Consider the following 19,696-nt stretch of genomic DNA (forward strand, 5'->3'; position numbering starts at 1 on the left):
GAAAGATAAAGTTGATGTGGTAGTTATGAAGATTGGATTAGTAATGCAGCACCGTCCCTTCTCTTTGGGAGAAGGGATAAGAGGGATGAGGCCGAATAGCGAATAGGAAGTACAAGTGTGCGACCCCGAGTTCCGTCGCTTCGCCCCTCGTCGGGGCAGGCGCAACGAACGATGAGCAGAATTACTGACGCTGGCTACATAAAATAATTCATCACATAAAATAACAGGATGAAAAAAAGCAAACAAACCCGCAGGCAATTTCTTAGTAATACGGCAAAGACTGCTTTAGGCACTTCCATTGCCATGAGTCTTCCATCAATTGTTCCCGCCAGCGTATTTGGCAAAAATGCACCAAGCAATCGCATCAATATAGCAGCAATCGGTACTGGTCGCATATCCCGCGGCCATGACATGCCGGGTGTATGGCGGCATGATTATGCACAGTTGATGGCTGTATGCGACGTTGATTCCAAAAGAGCTGAAGAAGGCAAAATTTTAGTGAATGAATATTACAGCAAAAGAGATGGCAAATCCTACGATGGTGTAAAGGTGTATACCGACTACCGTGAACTGCTGCGCAATAAAGACATCGATGCCGTGCTCATCAGTACACCGGATCATACGCATGCCCTGATTGGTGTGGCAGCGGCCAATGCCAAAAAACATATCTATCTGCAAAAGCCTGCGTCATTAACGATCCAGGAAGGAAGAGTGATCAGTGATGTAGTGCAGCGCAGCGGAGTGAAATTCCAGATCGGGAGTCAGCAACGTTCCGCAGAACAATTTCGCTATGGTGCAGAACTGGTGCGCAACGGACGAATTGGTAAATTGAAAACGGTGTATGTTGGTTTACCCGGTGATCCGCCCGGCGGCAAAACAGCAGAGATGCCTGTGCCGAAAAATCTGAACTATGATATGTGGCTGGCGGGCACACCGATGGTATATTACACCGAAGATAGGGTGCATCCGCAAGAGGGATATGGACGGCCCGGTTGGTTGCGTTGCGAACAGTTTGGAGCAGGTATGATCACGGGCTGGGGTGCTCATCATATCGACTCGGCGCATTGGGGCATGGGGATGGAACGCAGCGGCCCTGTGGAAATATGGTGTGATAAAGCCGAGTTTGCAACCGGTGGTTTATGGGATGTGCATGGTATCTTTAAAACCCAGGCTTTATATGCCGATGGTGTAAAGATGATTGTAAGTAATGAATTTCCAAACGGGATAAAGTTTGAAGGCACGGATGGCTGGATCTTTGTTTCGAGAGGTGACTACCAGGCAACGAGCAGCGATCCCGGTGCCGGTGCTGCGCAGGCAAAAAAGATTGACACCAGCGACCCGAAGATTCTTACTTCGGTGATTGGTGAGAAAGAATTTCATCTTCCTGTTAGCAAAGATCATCATGGCAATTGGCTGGAAGCTATTCGTGATAATAAAGCAACGATCGCACCAGCCGAGGAAGCCCATCGTTCCTGTTCGGCCTGCCTGTTACATCACATATCGATGAAGCTGAAAAGAAAAATATATTGGGACCCGGTAAAAGAGCAATTTAAAAATGATGAGGAGGCAAATAAAATGCTGAGCCGTACGCAACGAAAGGGATATGAAGTGAAGAGTTAGAATTCTTATGTTGCCAGCGAAAGTGCTGCTATCATCACCTGTTGTTAAGCGCAGCGAAATCCCGCAGAATTGCGGGACGACGCTCTTTCATCGTACTGTTCGTTATTGAGCTTTTATAATGCAGGGACTAAAAATTGTGAGGAGTTGAATAAGCTAATAAGGTTGATTTCTTTTAATAATTGTTGTTACTAAGGTAATAAGGTTTTAAATCGATCGTAATCAACCTTATTACCTTAGTAAATGGAACGAAAAGCAACACTAACCTTATTACCTTAAATGAACTATACCCGTTTTCAAATTATCGTGGAGTGATTTCTATAAGTCACAATTTTATCGCTTGCCCCAAAGAAAAATTCTTCAAACGCTTAAAAAATAATTAATCCCAAAATGAAAGCTTTAAAAAAAATCATTGTTCCCGTACCCTTCCGTATTATAAGCTGTGTCATAAGCATTCTATTTTTAGCTTCCTGTACAAATAACAAAATGACCACAACCAAACCTGTTCAGCTCATCACACTCGATCCCGGGCATTTTCATGCGGCGTTGGTTCAAAAGACAATGTATACAGATGTAGATTCCGTTGTCCAGGTGTATGCCCCGGAAGGCAACGACCTGAAACTGCATCTTGACAGGATCAACGCTTACAATACAAGAAGCGAATCACCCACCCGCTGGAAGGAAAAAGTGAATACCGGCAATGATTTTTTTGAAAAGATGATTGCGGAAAAGAAAGGGAATGTGGTAGTCTTATCAGGCAATAATCAAAAAAAGACCGATTATATTTTAAAATCTTTGCAAAATGGGTTGAATGTATTTGCCGACAAACCTATGGTGATCGATGGTAAAGGCTTTGACCAATTGAAAGAAGCATTCAACGTGGCAAAGAAAAACAATTTGCTGCTCTATGATATCATGACCGAACGGTTCGAGATCACGACCCTGTTGCAGCGGGAACTTTCCATGGTACCGGAAATATTTGGCCAGCTTGAAAAAGGATCACCGGACAATCCTGCTATCACCAAAGAAAGTGTGCATCATTTTTACAAATATGTTTCCGGCAATGTATTGACACGGCCAGGCTGGTTCATGGATGTATCGCAGCAGGGCGAAGGTATCGTGGATGTAATGACGCATTTGGTGGACCTGGTACAATGGGAATGTTTCCCCGAAGAGGCCATCGATTACATAAAAGATATTTCCATCAGTACAGCTAAGAGATGGACAACAGCAATGAACCTTTCCGAATTTAACGCCATCACAAAACTGGATAGCTTTCCCTCCTACCTGGCTAAAAATATTTCCAGCGATTCAATATTACAAGTGTATTGTAACGGCGAGATTGACTATACCATCAAAGGCGTGCACGCAAAAACATCTGTTATCTGGAACTATAAAGCTCCGGAAGGAACCGGCGACACCCATTACTCCATCATGCGGGGAACCAAATCCAATTTGGTGATACGACAAGGCAAAGAGGAAAATTACAAACCTGTACTCTACATTGAACCCGTAAGCAGCGATGGATCGTATGCAGCAATACTGGAAGAACATTTCAAAAAAATAAGTGCAAAATATCCCGGCGTTGAATTATACAAGACTGCGAAAGGATGGAGTATTAAATTGCCGGCACAATTGATAGAAGGACACGAGGCGCATTTTGCCAGAGTGACTGAAAAGTACCTGGATTATCTTAAGAACAAAAACATGCCGGCCTGGGAAGTGCCGAATATGCTGGCGAAATATTATACGACGACGAAAGCTTTGGAGCTTGCTTTAAAAAATAAATAATGAAATATTCCCTTCCGGCTGTATTGTTACTGACTGTCTTTTCAACAGAGGCGCAGCAAAAAGACTCTTTAACCCCAGCCGTATATCAATGGAACGATTTAATATTGCAGAAAGAGGGTGATGATCTGAAACGTTCAATATTTAAAGGGAGTACAACCACACTTAGTAATTTCGAAGTAGCATCTTATATATTACCACCCGATAAAGGCTTAGCTTCTTATTTCAAACATGATGACCTGGAAGAATTGATGATCCTTAAAGAGGGAAACTTTAGGATTACGATCAATGGAAAGAGCAGAACGCTTGGTCCGGGCAGCGTTGCATTTGTAATGCCAGGCGATGAACATGCCATCGAGAATATAGGAAATACAGATGCTGTTTATTATATTTTGAAATATAAAGGCAAATCGCCTGATCATGAGAGAGGAAAAAATAAGGGTGGCTCCTTTATGCTCGACTGGAATGACCTAAAAACAAACAATACCGGTAAAGGCTATCGCAGGGACTTTTTCAATCGGGCCACATCGCAACTGGCGCAGTTTGAAATGCACAGCACGGCATTGAATGCCGATTCGGTAAGTCATTCGCCGCATACCCATGTGCAGGAAGAAATTATTTTGATACTGCGGGGTAATGTAACCATGCATATTGATGGAAAATTATTTCCTGCATCACCGGGTGATTTGGTATTTCTTCCTTCCCGCATTCCGCATGCTTTGCTGAATACAGGGAAAGAACAATGCGAATATTTCGCTTTTCAATGGAGAAACTAATTGCCAGACTTTAATATAGATGGTATGAAAAAAACAGTTTTACTTTTTATCACAGTTATCTGCATGTTGCATTGCTTTGCACAAAAGATGGGCGTTTTCGAAAACCATGAAGATGTAGGCAATCCCAAAAATCCGGGCAGTGTCGTATACAACACCTACACACAGGAATACATCATGCGTGGCGCCGGAATCAACATGTGGGCCGCGGCAGACCAGTTTCATTTCTTATGGAAAAAGGTCAAAGGTGATTTTATTATCTCGGCCACCATTCGCTTTATCGGCAAAGGCACTGATGCGCATCGCAAGATTGGCATCATTGCAAGAGATAAACTCACAACCGATTCACGCTATGCAGATGCCTGTGTACATGGCGACGGGTTGACATCATTGCAATACAGGCAAGCCGATGGAGCAGAGACAGAGCAGGTCACCCTAACATCCAACAATCCTGTTCATATCGAATTACAGCGTACTGGAAATGTATTTAACTTTTCCGCAGCCACGCCCGGAGAAAATTATAAGTCTGCTTCCAAAGAAATTGAATTGAATGAAGAAGTGTATGCTGGCCTGTTTATCTGTTCTCATAATGAAGATATAACCGAAGAAGCCGTTTTCAGCAATGTCCGCATCATCATACCTGCTCCAAAAGACTTCAAGCCTTACAGTGATTATATCGGCAGTCATATGGAAGTAATGGAGGTGTTTACCGGTCTCCGGAAAATTTTGTACAGCGCATCCAATTCATTACAGGCGCCCAACTGGACAAAAGATGGCAAGCATCTCATTTATAACTCCGAAGGCTTGTTGTACAAACTCGATCTTTCCACCAATACGGTAAGTAAACTAAATACCGGTTTTGCCAACCAGAATAACAATGATCATGTTCTTTCATTCGACGGAAAGCAATTGGCCATCAGTCACCATGTCGGTGAAAAAAGAACTTCAACCTTATTTACATTACCCGTAACCGGTTCAGATAATCCCGCACAAATTACTTCACCTGAGTCGGGTCATTCCTATTTGCATAGCTGGTCACCGGATGGAAAAAAACTAATTTTTACTGGACAAAGAAAAAATCAATTCGATATCTGGGCCGTTGATATTGCAACCAAAAAGGAAACACAATTGACCAATACACCCACACTGGATGATTCGCCGGAGTATGGCCCTGATGGCAAGTGGATTTATTTTAATTCAGCCAGAACAGGAACGATGAAACTCTGGCGTATGAAACCGGATGGCAGCAACCAGGAACAGGTAACTTTTGATGAATACAACGATTGGTTCCCGCATTTCTCACCGGATGGCAAATGGATTGTTTATCTGTCTTATCCGAAGGATGTCAGTGCAACGGACCATCCCTGGTACCAGAAAGTTTATTTGCGGCTAATGCCTGCCAGTGGTGGTGTTCCAAAAACCATTGCTTATGTCTATGGCGGGCAGGGTACCATCAATGTACCATCCTGGTCACCGGACAGTAAGCGAATTGCATTTGTAAGTAATAGCCAATATCCCTAACCCAAAAGAAGGTGCGTTTAGATAGATAACATTATAGCCACGTAGTGGCGTCCTGTTTATTAGGAAAACATTGTTTCATTTCTAAGAGACTCCGTAAGAGTCACCTAAAATAAAACAGGAGGCTCCGATGGAGCCTATGCCGGCTAAATAAAATATTTTTTTCTAATAAACAGGAAGCTCCTGGTGGAGCTTAACTAAATGACATTACCTAAAAGAGAATAATTAATTCCACTTTATGAAGCTTGTCATAATAAATACAACTATTGTCTTCTTCCTGCTCAACTCCTCTTTAACTTTTTCGCAGGCAAGGCTGCCGCAAATCGTAAGGGATAGCATGATCCTGCAAAGGGATACCAAAGTAAATATCTGGGGCTGGGCTGCTGTCAATGAAAAAGTAAATGTTAAGTTCAATGGCAAAACTTATAAAACAAAGGCGGGTGCAGATGGTAAATGGTCAGTGATACTTCCACCAACAAAAGCAGGCGGCCCTTATACCATTGATATTGCTGCCAGCAACAAGATCACATTAAAAGAAATTCTTTTCGGCGATGTATGGTTTTGCAGTGGCCAGTCGAATATGGTGCACCAGCTGAATATTCATGATGTGACCTATGCAAAGGATATAGCCGAAGCGAACTATCCGCAAATAAGACATTTTTGGATTCCCACATTGACCAACCTGCAAACACCGCAAAATGATTTGCCTTTTGGCTATTGGAAGCCTGCAGTGGGTGAAGATGTAAGACCATTCTCAGCCGTTGCCTATTTTTTTGCAAAGTACCTTTATGATAAATACAAAGTGCCTATTGGCCTCATCAATGCCAGCGTAGGCGGCACACCCATTGAAGCATGGACCAGTGAAGAAGGATTGAAAGATTTTTCTTCGTTGATCAATACGATTCAAAAAAATAAAGACACCTCTTATGTTAATAGCACAACCAGAGCCGCGGCTGCCTATAATGCCGGCCGCCCTAAAGAAAATGACTTGGGAATGACCAGCGATAAAAAATGGTTTGATGGTTCTTATATTCCGCCGGCGGGCGGATGGAAAACAATAAATATTCCGGGTTATTGGGAAGACCAGGGAATAAAAGATCTGAATGGGATCGTTTGGTATAGACGAGAAATAGATATTCCGGCATCAATGGTTGGTAAACCGGCAAAAGTTTTTTTAGGAAGAATTGTTGACGCTGATGTTTTATACATCAACGGAAAAGAAGTTGGCAACACAACTTATCAATATCCGCAAAGAAGATACAATATACCGGCAGATGTGTTGAAAGCTGGCAAAAATCTTTTTGTCATACGTGTCATCAATACTGCAAACAAAGGCGGTTTTGTTCCTGATAAACCTTATTGCATTTTTTCAGGCAATGATACAATTGACTTAAAAGGGGCATGGAAGTATAGGGTTGGCGATGTTTTTGTTCCACGTTCACCGGGACCATTTGCTATTTCTGCACAAAATCAACCAGCAGCTTTATACAATGCAATGGTAGCACCTATTATCAATTATACTATCAAAGGAATATTATGGTACCAGGGCGAAAGCAATGCGGGCCGGCCGGACGAGTATGCAAAGTTGTTGCCGGCGCTGATACATGACTGGCGCAGCAAATGGAAACAGGGAGAGTTGCCTTTTCTCTATGTGCAGCTTCCGGGTTTTATGGATTACAACTATCTGCCTTCGGACAGTAAATGGGCTGTATTGAGAGAAGCACAACTGAAAGCATTATCTGTTCCCAATACAGCAATGGCTGTTGCCATTGATCTTGGCGAATGGAATGACATTCATCCCGACAATAAAAAAGATGTAGGTGAACGATTAGCATTGACTGCTTTGAAAATTGCTTATGGGGAAAACATTGTTCATTCCGGTCCCGTTCACCAGTCATCAGTCATCGAAGGAAATAAAATCATCATCAGCTTTACCAATACCGGGAGCGGACTGATTACAAATGACGGCGAAGACCTAAGCGAGTTTGCCATTGCAGGGGCAGATAAAAAATTTGTTTGGGCCAAAGCAACAATCGAAGGAGACAAAGTCATCGTATGGAATGATGACGTGCCCGATCCATTATATGTTCGTTATGCATGGGCTGATAATCCTGTGAATCCGAATTTGTATAATAAAGAAGGATTACCGGCATCGCCATTCAGGACAGATGACTAACAATTACTACCTATCATAAAACAAAAAAATGAAGCGACTTTCTTCACAAATTTTGTATATGTCAATAAGTGTTAAGTTGACAAGTATTCCAAATTTAGAAATGGATGCTTGTCCACTTTTTATATCCCATTATAAACTTTTAAAAGAACAGCTAAGATGAAACCGATTGCCTCCCTATTTTTAATTACATTATCCTTATCTGCCAACTCACAAAATTCTACCAAAACAGCCCCGAGCGGTTTTGACTCGCTGCGGGCAGACATACCACATGGCAAAGTTGATACAATCACTTATGCATCAAAAACAGTTGGTACCAATCGGAGGGCAATAATTTATACGCCGCCGGGTTTTTCAAAAAAGAAAAAATATCCCGTTTTATATCTATTGCATGGGATCGGTGGAGATGAAAAGGAATGGCTCAATGGTGGTAAACCGCAGGTGATTCTTGATAATTTGTATGCACAGAATAAAATAGCGCCGATGATTGTGGTAATGCCCAATGGCAGAGCCATGAAAGATGACCGGGCTGTCGGAAATATTTTTGACAGCGTTAAAGTAAAGGCATTTGCCACTTTTGAACAGGACTTACTGAATGACCTGGTACCTCATATCGAAAAAAAATTTCCTGTTTTAAAAGACCGTGAGAGCCGTGCCATTGCAGGTTTATCTATGGGTGGCGGGCAATCCCTGAATTTCGGTCTGGGCAATCTAGACAAGTTTGCATGGGTAGGCGGCTTCTCCTCTGCGCCTAATACCAAAAGACCGGAAGAATTGGTTCCTGATCCTGAAGCAGCAAAAAACAAATTGAAATTGCTTTGGATTTCCTGTGGTGATAACGATGGGTTGATCAGATTTAGCCAACGCACCCATGATTATCTCTACGAAAAAAATGTTCCGCATATTTATTATATCGAACCCGGAGTACATGATTTTAAAGTTTGGAAAAACGGGTTATATATGTTCTCTCAACTCCTATTTAAGCCGGTTGATGTTTCGTCGTTTTCCAAATACACGATCCTGGGCGCACCTGCATCTACCAACGTAAGACCGGCTAAGTATCCTCAAATTCTGCCTGATCACCGGGTGATATTTCGTGTGAAAGCACCCGATGCACAAAAGCTGCAGATTGATTTAGTCAAAAAATATGACATGGCAAGAGACACGGGCGGATATTGGACAGTGACCACCGATTCAATAGGTGAAGGGTTTCATTATTATTCGCTGCTGATAGATGGTGTTGCTGTTGCAGACCCTGCCAGCGAAACATTTTATGGTATGGGCCGGATGGCAAGCGGTATCGAAATACCATTTGCCGGTGGCGGCTACTATGCGCTTAAAGATATTCCGCATGGAGAGATAAGAATAAAAAGATATTATTCATCGGTCACCAACTCGTGGCGAAGGTTTTATATCTATACGCCTCCGGGTTACGACATAAATACAAATGAAAAATATCCGGTACTGTACATATTGCATGGCGGCGGCGAAGATGAACGGGGCTGGGCCACGCAGGGCAAAACAGATCTGATTCTTGACAATCTTATTGCAGAAAAAAAAGCGAAACCCATGCTTGTCGTCATGCCTGATGGAAATATGGGCACCGGCGGTCTCGCTGGATTTAATGAAAATGTTCTAAGGTCTTTTGAAAATGAGTTGAAGCAAGCTGTTATCCCTTTTGTTGAAAATAATTACCGGGTAGAAACGGATGCAAAACACAGGGCACTTGCCGGGCTGTCAATGGGCGGTTTACAAACATTGTATGCAGGAATAAAGAATACAAATATGTTTTCTTATCTCGGTGTATTTAGTTCGGGTTGGTTTGCCAACCGGGTCGAACTTTCCAACCCTCAGTATGAATTTATGAAAGTCAATGCGGCAATGATTAACAGCAATCTGAAATCCCTCTGGATTGCCATGGGTGGCAAAGAAGACATAGCATATCCCAATTGTAAAGCCATGCTTGCAAAATTTGATGAAATGGGAATAAAATACACTTATAGCGAGTATCCCGGTGGTCATACCTGGCCGGTATGGAGGAACAACCTTTACAATTTTGCCGGTTTGATTTTTAAAGACTAAAAAAGACTAACATGAAAAAAATATTACAGGCAATTACATTACTGTTTTCAATCGGTACAACGTGTCTTGCTCAAACTCCTGACACAGCCGGAACAATACGTCCTTTCTCCAACACACCGGGATATGATTTTCCCCGGATTGATAAAGAGAACAGGGCTATCTTTTTGTTAAAAGCGCCTAACGCTCAAAACGTGCAGGCTGACCTGGGCAAGCGGTACGACATGACTAAATTAAATGACAGTATGTGGACAGTGACCACCCAACCACTGATGCCCGGCTTTCATTATTATTTCTTGTTTATTGATGGTGTGAGAGTGGCAGATCCTGCCAGCGAATCATATTTCGGAACTGGCAAATGGACCAGCGGAATTGAAGTACCAACTCCCGGGGAAGATTTTTATATGCCAAAGCAGGTACCACATGGGGAAGTGAGGGGAGTTTATTATTACTCTAATACGATGAAAGAAACACGTCGTTGTTTTGTTTATACACCTCCCGGGTACGATGCTGATACAAAAAAAAGATACCCGGTTCTTTATTTACAACATGGCATGGCCGAAGATGAAACAGGCTGGTCAAACCAGGGACACATGAATTATATTCTTGACAACTTGGTTGCCGAAGGAAAAGCAAAGCCAATGATTGTAGTAATGGAAAGCGGAAACATTGAAGTGGCATTCAGGCCGAAACCGGGTGAAGATGTAGCAAAGGCCCGAAGTGAATATGGTTCTTCGTTTACGCCAATGCTGTTGAATGATGTGATACCCATGATTGATTCCAAATTCCGCACACTTACTAACCGCGAAGGCAGGGCGATGGCCGGATTGTCGTGGGGCGGATTTCAAACCTTTACTATTACACTCAACAACCTGGATAAATTCGCCTATATCGGCGGGTTTAGCGGAGCAGGTATGTTTAATCCTCAAACAGATTTGAAAACAGTATATAACGGTGTGTTCAGCGACAGCGCAGCTTTCAATAAAAAAGTAAAAGCATTTTTTTTAGGTATTGGTACAGCTGAAGGCCAACGGATGAAAGGATTGAGCGATGCATTAAATGGAGCAGGAATCAAACATGTGTATTATGAGTCGCCGGGTACTGCACATGAATGGCATACCTGGCGCAGATGCCTTTACCAGTTTGCACCATTGCTTTTCAAATAACTCTTTACTCCGTTAAAGACATTGGTCAAGGCAAAAACACAATTAACGGAAAGACCCATGCTTTTAAAACGAAATAGAAATATCATCATTCACCATAAAAAATATGAAAGTAAAAAATCAGTTATGCAGAAAAAACTTCTGACAGGCTTTGCAACATTTTCCTTCACGTTTTTTGTCATTCAAATTTCTGCCCAAGTAAACCAGGCACATAACCCGGTTATTTACGCAGATGTTCCGGATATGGCTATGATCCGTGTGGGTGATACTTATTATATGAGCAGCACCACTATGCACATGAGCCCCGGTGTTCCTATCATGAAATCAAAAGACCTGGTGAACTGGCAACTGGTTAACTATTGTTACGATACTTTGGTCAGCAATGATGAAATGAACCTTGAGAACGGAAAATCTACCTACGGAAGAGGCTCGTGGGCCAGCAGCATTCGTTACCATAATGGCATCTATTATGTAACCACATTTGCTTCAACAACTGGCAAAACTCATATCTATACCACAAAAAATATTGAGAAAGGCCCATGGAAAGCAATTTCCTTCCGTCCCAGTCTGCACGACCATTCTCTTTTTTTTGATGATGACGGAAAAGTGTACATGCTTTATGGCAACCGGAAATTAACTCTTGTTGAATTGAATGCAGATCTGTCCGGTATAAAAGAAGGCGGCATCAACCAGGTGGTCGTTGAAAATTCAACACTGCCTACACAGCATGTTGGCAACAGCGGTTTAGGCGAAGGTTCGCAACTGTTTAAAGTAAATGGCAGGTATTATCTTTTTAATATCACATGGCCGAAAGATGGCATGCGTACTGTTGTTATTCATCGTGCTGATAAAATAACAGGCCCCTACGAAGGAAGAATTGGGTTGCAGGATTTAGGCGTGGCACAGGGCGGATTGATTGATACACCCGATGGCAAATGGTATGCATACCTGTTTCGTGATTTTGGCGCTGTTGGCCGCATTCCTTACCTGGTTCCTGTTAAGTGGGAAGATGGCTGGCCTGTTTTAGGCGTTAACGGTAAAGTTCCAGAAACACTGAATCTTCCTGTAAACAAAAGCCTGCTTACCGGTATTGTTGCATCAGATGAATTTAATCGAAAGAGAAATGAAGCTGCATTACCATTGGTTTGGCAATGGAATCACAATCCGGATAATAAACTTTGGTCTGTTACTGAAAGAAAGGGCTATCTCCGTCTTAAAACCGGGAGAATTGATACATCTGTTTTACTAGCAAAAAATACATTGACACAACGAACCATCGGTCCTGTATGTACAGGCAGCACTTCACTTGATGTGTCGAACATGAAAGATGGTGACTTTGCAGGCTTATGTTTGTTGCAAAAAAATTATGGATTGATTGGCGTGAAGGTGAACGGTAGCAATAAAACTATCGTCATGATCAATGCAAGCACAGGAAAACCGGAAGAAGTGCAATCTGTTCCGCTGGATCAAAATGTGGTTTACTTTAAAGCTGAATGTGATTTTACAGATAAAAAAGATATTGCTAATTTCTTTTACAGCCTTGATGGTAAAAATTGGAATGCCATCGGCACACAGCTTAGGATGGCATATACCCTACCTCATTTTATGGGTTACCGGTTTGGCCTATTCAATTATGCCATTAAAACAATTGGCGGTTACACTGACTTTGATTTTTTTCATATAGAAGACAAAATACCCAAATAAAATAAGTAACGGACGGATTAAATGAAAGATCATTTTAAAAGCAAGCTAGTAAACAACGCTCCCGTAGAAACTATTTTTAATCTGTTCCTTCAGAGAACCAACTCCTGTAAAAAAACAGGAGTTGGTTGAATAATCTTATTTTACTTCAGAGAGGTCGCTATGGATCAGGTTAAATGAATTCAACTTTTAATACTAATGATGTCCTCCGTGACCATGTCCATGTCCATGCCAGCCGGCATAACCATTAAATTTTTCTACACCTCTTACATTCATCTTCAGCGAAAATATTTTGTCTATTGCCGTAATAAATAATGTTTTTTCATTGGGGCCTCCAAATACAACATTGGTGGCGCCACTGCCGGTAGGAACATTGAATATCTTATTGCCCTCCGGATCAAAGGCAGTTATCCCTAATCCATTGGCTATATAAACATTTCCGCGTTCATCCATTGCCATCCCATCGCCGCCCATATCGGAAAACTTTTTCATGTTATGAAGCGTTCCGTCATGTTTAACATCAAACACCCAGGTACCGCCCATGTTGTCATAATACCATTTATTTACATAGAGTTTTTTCCCATCCGGAGTACCGACCACACCATTTGGCCATGAATCGGCATCCCACTCAGGCATCGTTGTCACTCTCACCAGTTGTTGACTTCCGGGAGCAAGATAATATACATGCCCGCCTTTACCGGTTGCCGCCTGTTCGGACCGTGTTGGTTCCCACGGTTGCTGCCGGGGATCGCCGGGATCCCAATATCCTCTTGGAAATATCGGATCAGTAATATACATGCCGCCATTCTTTGGATTGATCCATACGTCATTGGGCCCATTCAAAAGTTTTCCGTTGTAATTATTGATAAGTACTTCGTGACTGCCATCCGGGAATATTTTTCTGAGTTCACCATACATATCAGCACAGGCGATAAGGTTTCCCTTTTTGTCAAAAAACGTTCCGTTGGCCCGACCCGTTCCCGTTAAAAAGGTAGTGATGGCCCCCGTGTTTGCCGACCATTTATATATCTTATCATTAGGCTGATCTGTAAAAAAAACATTGCCGCGTTTATCAACAGCGGGACCCTCTGTGAAACTAAAGCCCTCTCCTAATGTTTTCAATTGCGCATGAGGCGCAACAAGGTAAGTGGGATCAAAAATAGAAGTGCCACCCTGCTTTGCACCCCTTAATGCAAAAACACATTGTTCACCGGATTCAACAACTGATTGGTCTGAATTCTTAGCTATATCTTTTTTGCAGGAATAATACAAGAAAGTACATAGCATTGCCCAAAGAAATGGTAAAACTCTTTTTTTCATGACAAGCGGTTTTAGATTTTTTAAAATAAAATGCAAACACCATTCGTTCCGTCAGGCAAAAAAATGCCCACGGAAGTTTTCCTGCTATAGCAATATTTTATCAGTTTAAGTTAATTCCTGCGGGTAAGAGACTTTTTAAAAAGGCTGTCGAAAGTATTTTAAATTCTCAACCAAAACTTCCAAAAAAACAAACCGTAGAATATTATACAAATTCCTGAACCTTCCTTAGTAATATAGCCGAAAGAAAAGTTGAGATCCGCAATGAGTGTATCCACGAAGCTCCTGTGTTGAACGGCAGATTAAAGATCTCAGCCTCTCCGTAAATCATGGCGCTGCCTATTTTGTATTTCGTTTTATATTGCGACAGCTTTTTGGACGTGTTTGCAAATGGAAATAGACTTAACACAGAAAGTATAAGTGAATTTTCAAAAGAAATAATGAAAAATAAAATCATACTCACCTGGGGCCTTTAGCTTGCATTGCTGACAAACGCCACCAGGCTAAATGTACAGGCCAAAATAAATGAAAATGAAAAATGCATTTCTTTTCTTCGCCTTGTTTGTTTCTCAGTTTAGCTACGCTCAATTCAATGCTGCATGGCGTGGAAAAAAAGCCGCGGTTGTCCTTACTTACGATGATGCATTGAATGTTCATCTCGATAATGCTATTCCCCTGCTCGATTCGTTGGGTTTGAAAGGAACTTTTTATCTCACCGCTTTTGCGCCCGGAAGTAAAAACAGGATCATTGACTGGAGAAAAGCAGCAGCTAACGGCCATGAACTGGGCAATCACACTTTGTTTCATCCCTGCATTGGCGGCAAAGGAAGAGAATGGGTTAATGCTGAAAACGATATGAACAATTACTCTCTACCCCGAATGATGAATGAAGTAAGAATGACAAATGTTTTTCTAAATGCTATTGATGGAAAAACCAAAAGAACATTTGCCTTTACCTGTGGTGACATGAAGATCGGCGATTCATTATTTATTAATGGAATGAAAAATGATTTTATAGCAGCAAGAGCGGTAAGGCATGAGATGCATAAGATCGGAGAAATTAATTTATACAATGTGGACTGTTATGCTGTAAATGGCCAAACTGGTGAACAAATGATTGAATGGGCAAAGAAAGCAGTTGAAACAAATTCATTACTGGTTATATTATTTCACGGAGTTGGTGGTGAGCACAATATTGATGTTTCCCTGCAGGCACACAGGGAGCTATTGCAATACCTGAAGAAAAATGAAAATGATTTAATGATTGCCACTATGCTGGATATAGCAGAGCATATCAATGAGTGGAAAACAAGAGACAAACAGGCAAGAGTTATACAACAAGCCACGCAGGCAGATTATTAAAATATGTTTGCCCGGTTAAGATTGATTCTATACGAAGAGGGCCCTTCTGGAAATCCATCGGCACCCAATGCAGCCAATACAGATGAATCAAAACACCAAGCGTCCGCCGCGGCGGACGCATCCTGCTTGTTTACATTGATTTTTACCCACGAATCATCCGCTGCGGCGGATGTTAGAATGTTAGAACATCCAAAACTCATGTTAAGCAAATTACATCTTCATCAGTTTGCACATTGACTGATGCGACAAAGAATTTGCATCGCAAAAAGAATCAAGAATAGAAAAATGATTCAGCCCCGGCAATACCATTAGTTGGGTAGAACTGTTTTTATTTTTCCATTTATTATCGAGTTCCATGCTTTGATCTAAAAACTCATTCGTTTCTTCGCCGCCCACTGCAATTAGTAACGGACATTGTTCAACAGGTTCTTTGAAAACCGGGCTGTTTCTGGTCGCAGTCTCCTTATCCATCTTCAACACTTCATTAATATTGGAAAGCTGAACAGGTGTCAAATTAAACAAACCGCTAAGGGCGCAGACTCCTTTAATAGATGTTTTGTGGTTTTGCTTTTCTTCAACTGTCATTAACATAGCGGCAAGATGTGCCCCGGCACTATGCCCGGCAATGTAAATCTGGTCAGCATCTCCATTGAATGATGCAATGTTTTTGTTTATCCAACCAATGGCTTCAGAGCATGATGTTACTATCTGATCTATAGTAACATCAGGGGCCAAAGGATAATTTATCAGCACCGTTGTAATTCCGTAACCCGCAAAAGCCCCGGCAATAAAATGAAATAAAGTTTTATCGAACCTTTGCCAATATCCACCATGAATAAAGACCAATGTTTTTGAAAACGGCTTGGGTGAAGAAAAAATATCCAAACACTCACGGGGTTTATCGCCATAAGGAATGTTCTGAATAACCTTATACTTTTCCAAAACATCACTGCTTAGCTTTTCCCATCGCTGCAGGTAATCTTCAAAATCGGGAACATGAAACCGGTTATTGTATTGAAGGTCCAGCTCCTGCCGATTGTATTTCTTGTAAACAATCATTTAATAAAAGCGGGCCGGGCTATGCTTTCATTGGATTCCTGCAGGCAGCTAAAAACAATTTTGTAAAATTCCGGGTGCGACTGCCAGGTTTTTCCTGTAACAATTTTACCATCTTTTACCGCTTCATCAGGCGTTATATATTGCCCGCCGCATGATTCCACTTCAAACTTTACATGCTCATAGCAAGCGATCTTTCTTTTGTTAACCAATCCGGCAGTTACCAATAGTTGTACTCCATGGCAAATAGCAAATACGTATTTATCACTTGCTGAAAACTCCTGCACGATTTTTATGGCTCTTATATCATTACGCAAATATTCCGGCGCCCTGCCTCCCGGTATTAACACTGCTTCGTAATCTGCCGGGTCTACATCATCAAATGAAATATCTGATTCCACCAGGTAACCCTTTCTTTCTACATAGGTATCCCATCCCGGTTCAAAATCATGCATCACCAGGTTCAATTTTTTTACAGCAGGTGCAGCTATCACAGGAACAAAACCTGCTTCTTTTAACCGGTGCGATGCATAAAGAATTTCAAAACTTTCACCTGCATCACCGGTAATGATTAATATTTTCTTTTCTGATCTCATAACAATAATTCTATTAAAGTTTAAAATATAAAAGACAATCTCAACTATGCTTTACGTTTCTTTGAAAATTCTATGTCACAATTTTAAACCAACCTTTTTGCCCGACTTAACCGCTTCATAGATCGCATCAATAATTTTCAGATCCTTTAGTCCTTCTTCACCATCTACAGGCACGACAGGTTGTTTATTATTTAAAATGATCTCCGCCATCTCATCCATCTGTACGGTTTGATGTGTTTTATGTTCCTGTGTCAGTTCTCCCTTATTTGTTCTTCCCTTAATCGGCCCGTATCCGGTTGACGGCTGCATTTCAGCAAAGCCTTTTTCTCCATTCAAATAAAATTTATCAAGACCATTCATGTTGTAAGTAGATAAACAGGATGATATGGCACCGCTCGGAAAGCCCAGTTGAAATGTTATTGTTTCATCCACTCCTTCTTTGAATTTTACTGTATCCGTTTTGACCTCTTGTGCTGTTACCCAAACAGGTTCTTCCCCTACCATGTATCTTGCACCATTTACTGAATAAATTCCGATGTCCATCATGGCGCCTCCACCAGCTAATGCTTTATTCAGCCGCCATTGAGTAGGATCGCCGATCCTGAAACCAGTCAGGCCCTGGAAAAACATGATTTTCCCCAGCTCACCATCTTTTCTCATACGAATTACTTCCAGTGTTTTCGCTTCAAAGTGCATACGATAACCTACCAGCAATTTCACATTTGCTTTTTTACAGGCAGCTACCATCTCTTCCCCTTCTTTGGCGTTCAGCGCCATCGGCTTTTCACAGATCACATGTTTGCCCGCCTTTGCTACCCGTATAGATTGATCCTTGTGCAGTGCATTGGGAGTAATAACATAAACGGCATCAATGTCAGGATTGTCCTTTATCGCATCAAAGTTTTCATAATTGTAACAATTCTTTTCCGGAATGCCATATTTACTTTGCCAGGCTGTAATCTTGGATGGTGTACCGCTAATCACTCCTACCAGTTTTGCTTTGGTGCAATCTTTCATGGCCTCAGCCACACGGGTACCATAGCTGCCCAATCCCATAATAGCCACTCTTAATACGGGCCTATCATAGGCTTTGGTTTTGTCATCGTTACTGCAAAGAACATTCTCCACTGATAAAACAGGTAAGGCGATCAAAGAACCAGTAATCTTTTGTAAAAAATCACGACGAGTATTCATAACAATAGGCTTTTAAAAATGATATGATCAAAATTTATTCAAAAAATGGAATACCGGGAATCGCATATTTTTTCATTCCCTCCTCATTTATTTCAACACCAATACCCGGCTTTTCGGAAAGCGTAATAAAACTGTTCTTTACCCATTCTCCGTCATAATTTACTATTTCTTTAAACATGGGTTGTGTATGAAAATAAGATTGCCATTCTAAAATTAAAAAGTTGGGGACGGATGCGCATACATGTGCTGCTGCCATTGCACCCAAAAACGAAGCCACCATATGCGGAGCAAAAGGCGTGTAATACAAATTGGCCAGGTTAGCGATACGCTGCCCCTCGCCCAACCCACCGGCTTTCTGCAGATCAGGCATCACAATATCAACAGCGCCGATCTCGAGCAATCGCCGGAATCCATAAGCGAGATAATGATTCTCGCCAGCGCATATCGGTGTGCTGGTTGATTCAGTAATGAGTTTATATGCTTCCACATTTTCTGCAGGTATCGGCTCTTCCAGCCACATCAGGTTCAATGGTTCTAATCTTTTGGCAACTGCCTGCCCTGTAACCGCATCATATCTTCCATGCATGTCCACACATATATCAATATTGGGACCAACGGCTTCCCTTGCTGCTGCCACCTGGTCATACATTCGTTGTAATTCCGCAGGGCTTGCCGTCCAGTTATAAAAATCATATTTATTCGGATCATTGGCCTGGTCAAGATCAAACTTGATTGCATTAAAGCCCATATCTTTTGCTTTTTTTGCCGCTTCAGCAAAATCTTTCGGCTGCGGCAGGTTGCGTTGATACAATGCCGTATCGCAATACACTCTTATTTTATCTCTGAACTTTCCGCCCAGCAATTGATAAACAGGAACATTCAACGCCTTACCTGCAATATCCCACAGCGCTGATTCAATAGCCGACAATACAGCGACATACATTCCAGATTGTGCTCCCTGGAAAAATCCCGATTTACGGATGTTTTCAAAAAGCCGATGAACGTTTAAAGGGTTTTGATTCTTTATCCTGTTGCCAAAATTTTTTACCAAATGATAAGTGCCGGGCACAGCATCCACTCCTTCGCCGCAACCCCATATATCCTGGTTGGTAAAAATTTTCACAAATACACTTCCCCTGATGTATCCGCATTTTACATCCGTAATTTTTAAATCAGATGGTGCGGATGGCTTGGATGTTTTATCAATTGCTTCCTCATATCCTTTTCCAAAACTGGCTAATGGTGCCAGGGGGCTCATTGCTGCTGCAATGGCTGCTTTCGTTATAAATGATCTTCGTGAATTTGTCATTATAGTAGTTATTTTAGGTTTAAAAGGTTTAAAGGGTTCAGGAAGTTTAA

The 19,696-nt window shown here is 41.8% G+C and carries 14 protein-coding genes; 9 read left to right on the forward strand and 5 right to left on the reverse strand.

What is annotated here, in order from left to right:
• Positions 1-228: 228 nt before the first annotated feature.
• The 8 genes from ACFEL9_RS03660 (at position 229) to ACFEL9_RS03695 (ending at position 12,815) form a co-directional block, all read left to right on the forward strand.
• Positions 229-1,620 (forward strand): Gfo/Idh/MocA family protein, encoded by a 1,392-nt coding sequence (locus ACFEL9_RS03660; RefSeq protein WP_385886222.1) that lies wholly within the window; start codon positions 229-231, stop codon positions 1,618-1,620.
• Positions 1,621-2,103: 483 nt separating this feature from the next.
• Positions 2,104-3,408, forward strand: a complete 1,305-nt coding sequence (locus ACFEL9_RS03665; RefSeq protein ID WP_385886223.1) for a putative oxidoreductase C-terminal domain-containing protein — start codon at positions 2,104-2,106, stop codon at positions 3,406-3,408.
• Positions 3,408-4,181, forward strand: a complete 774-nt coding sequence (locus ACFEL9_RS03670; RefSeq protein WP_385886224.1) for a cupin domain-containing protein — start codon at positions 3,408-3,410, stop codon at positions 4,179-4,181. The genes ACFEL9_RS03665 and ACFEL9_RS03670 overlap by 1 nt, the downstream gene beginning before the upstream one ends.
• 24 nt (positions 4,182-4,205) lie before the next feature.
• Positions 4,206-5,699, forward strand: a complete 1,494-nt coding sequence (locus ACFEL9_RS03675; RefSeq protein WP_385886225.1) for a TolB family protein — start codon at positions 4,206-4,208, stop codon at positions 5,697-5,699.
• Positions 5,700-5,934: 235 nt separating this feature from the next.
• Positions 5,935-7,872, forward strand: coding sequence for a sialate O-acetylesterase (locus ACFEL9_RS03680; RefSeq protein WP_385886227.1), 1,938 nt, complete (start codon positions 5,935-5,937; stop codon positions 7,870-7,872).
• 156 nt (positions 7,873-8,028) lie between these two features.
• Positions 8,029-9,951, forward strand: coding sequence for an alpha/beta hydrolase-fold protein (locus ACFEL9_RS03685; protein ID WP_385886228.1), 1,923 nt, complete (start codon positions 8,029-8,031; stop codon positions 9,949-9,951).
• A gap of 11 nt (positions 9,952-9,962) precedes the next feature.
• On the forward strand, positions 9,963-11,114 hold the full coding sequence (locus ACFEL9_RS03690; protein ID WP_385886230.1) for an alpha/beta hydrolase-fold protein: 1,152 nt from the start codon (positions 9,963-9,965) through the stop codon (positions 11,112-11,114).
• Positions 11,115-11,237: 123 nt separating this feature from the next.
• Positions 11,238-12,815 carry a glycoside hydrolase family 43 protein gene (locus tag ACFEL9_RS03695; protein ID WP_385886232.1) on the forward strand — a complete coding sequence of 526 codons (1,578 nt, stop codon included), beginning with the start codon at positions 11,238-11,240 and terminating at the stop codon, positions 12,813-12,815.
• 192 nt (positions 12,816-13,007) lie between these two features.
• Here the strand turns inward: ACFEL9_RS03695 and ACFEL9_RS03700 are convergent, their stop codons facing one another.
• The gene (locus ACFEL9_RS03700; RefSeq protein WP_385886234.1) at positions 13,008-14,132 is read right to left on the reverse strand and encodes an SMP-30/gluconolactonase/LRE family protein; all 1,125 of its coding nucleotides are present in this window, start codon (positions 14,130-14,132) and stop codon (positions 13,008-13,010) included.
• A gap of 528 nt (positions 14,133-14,660) precedes the next feature.
• Between ACFEL9_RS03700 and ACFEL9_RS03705 the strand changes: the two genes are divergently transcribed.
• A complete protein-coding gene (locus ACFEL9_RS03705) occupies positions 14,661-15,491 on the forward strand; it encodes a polysaccharide deacetylase family protein (protein WP_385886236.1) in 831 nt (276 codons plus the stop codon).
• A gap of 210 nt (positions 15,492-15,701) precedes the next feature.
• Here ACFEL9_RS03705 and ACFEL9_RS03710 read toward each other — a convergent pair whose 3' ends face one another.
• The 4 genes from ACFEL9_RS03710 to ACFEL9_RS03725 all read right to left on the reverse strand — a co-directional run bounded on the left by ACFEL9_RS03710 (position 15,702) and on the right by ACFEL9_RS03725 (position 19,646).
• Positions 15,702-16,550 carry an alpha/beta hydrolase gene (locus ACFEL9_RS03710; RefSeq protein ID WP_385886238.1) on the reverse strand — a complete coding sequence of 283 codons (849 nt, stop codon included), beginning with the start codon at positions 16,548-16,550 and terminating at the stop codon, positions 15,702-15,704.
• Entirely contained in the window at positions 16,547-17,143 is a 597-nt protein-coding gene (locus tag ACFEL9_RS03715; RefSeq protein ID WP_385886240.1) for a DJ-1/PfpI family protein, read from the reverse strand. Before ACFEL9_RS03715 ends, ACFEL9_RS03710 begins: the two co-directional genes overlap by 4 nt.
• 75 nt (positions 17,144-17,218) lie before the next feature.
• Positions 17,219-18,337: a Gfo/Idh/MocA family protein gene (locus tag ACFEL9_RS03720; protein ID WP_385886242.1), complete on the reverse strand. Its 1,119-nt coding sequence runs from the start codon at positions 18,335-18,337 to the stop codon at positions 17,219-17,221.
• A gap of 34 nt (positions 18,338-18,371) precedes the next feature.
• Positions 18,372-19,646: a mandelate racemase/muconate lactonizing enzyme family protein gene (locus ACFEL9_RS03725; protein WP_385886244.1), complete on the reverse strand. Its 1,275-nt coding sequence runs from the start codon at positions 19,644-19,646 to the stop codon at positions 18,372-18,374.
• Positions 19,647-19,696 lie beyond the last annotated feature (50 nt).

It is taken from the genome of Terrimonas alba (genome assembly GCF_042434975.1).
GTDB classification, from domain to species: Bacteria; Bacteroidota; Bacteroidia; order Chitinophagales; family Chitinophagaceae; genus Terrimonas_B; species Terrimonas_B alba.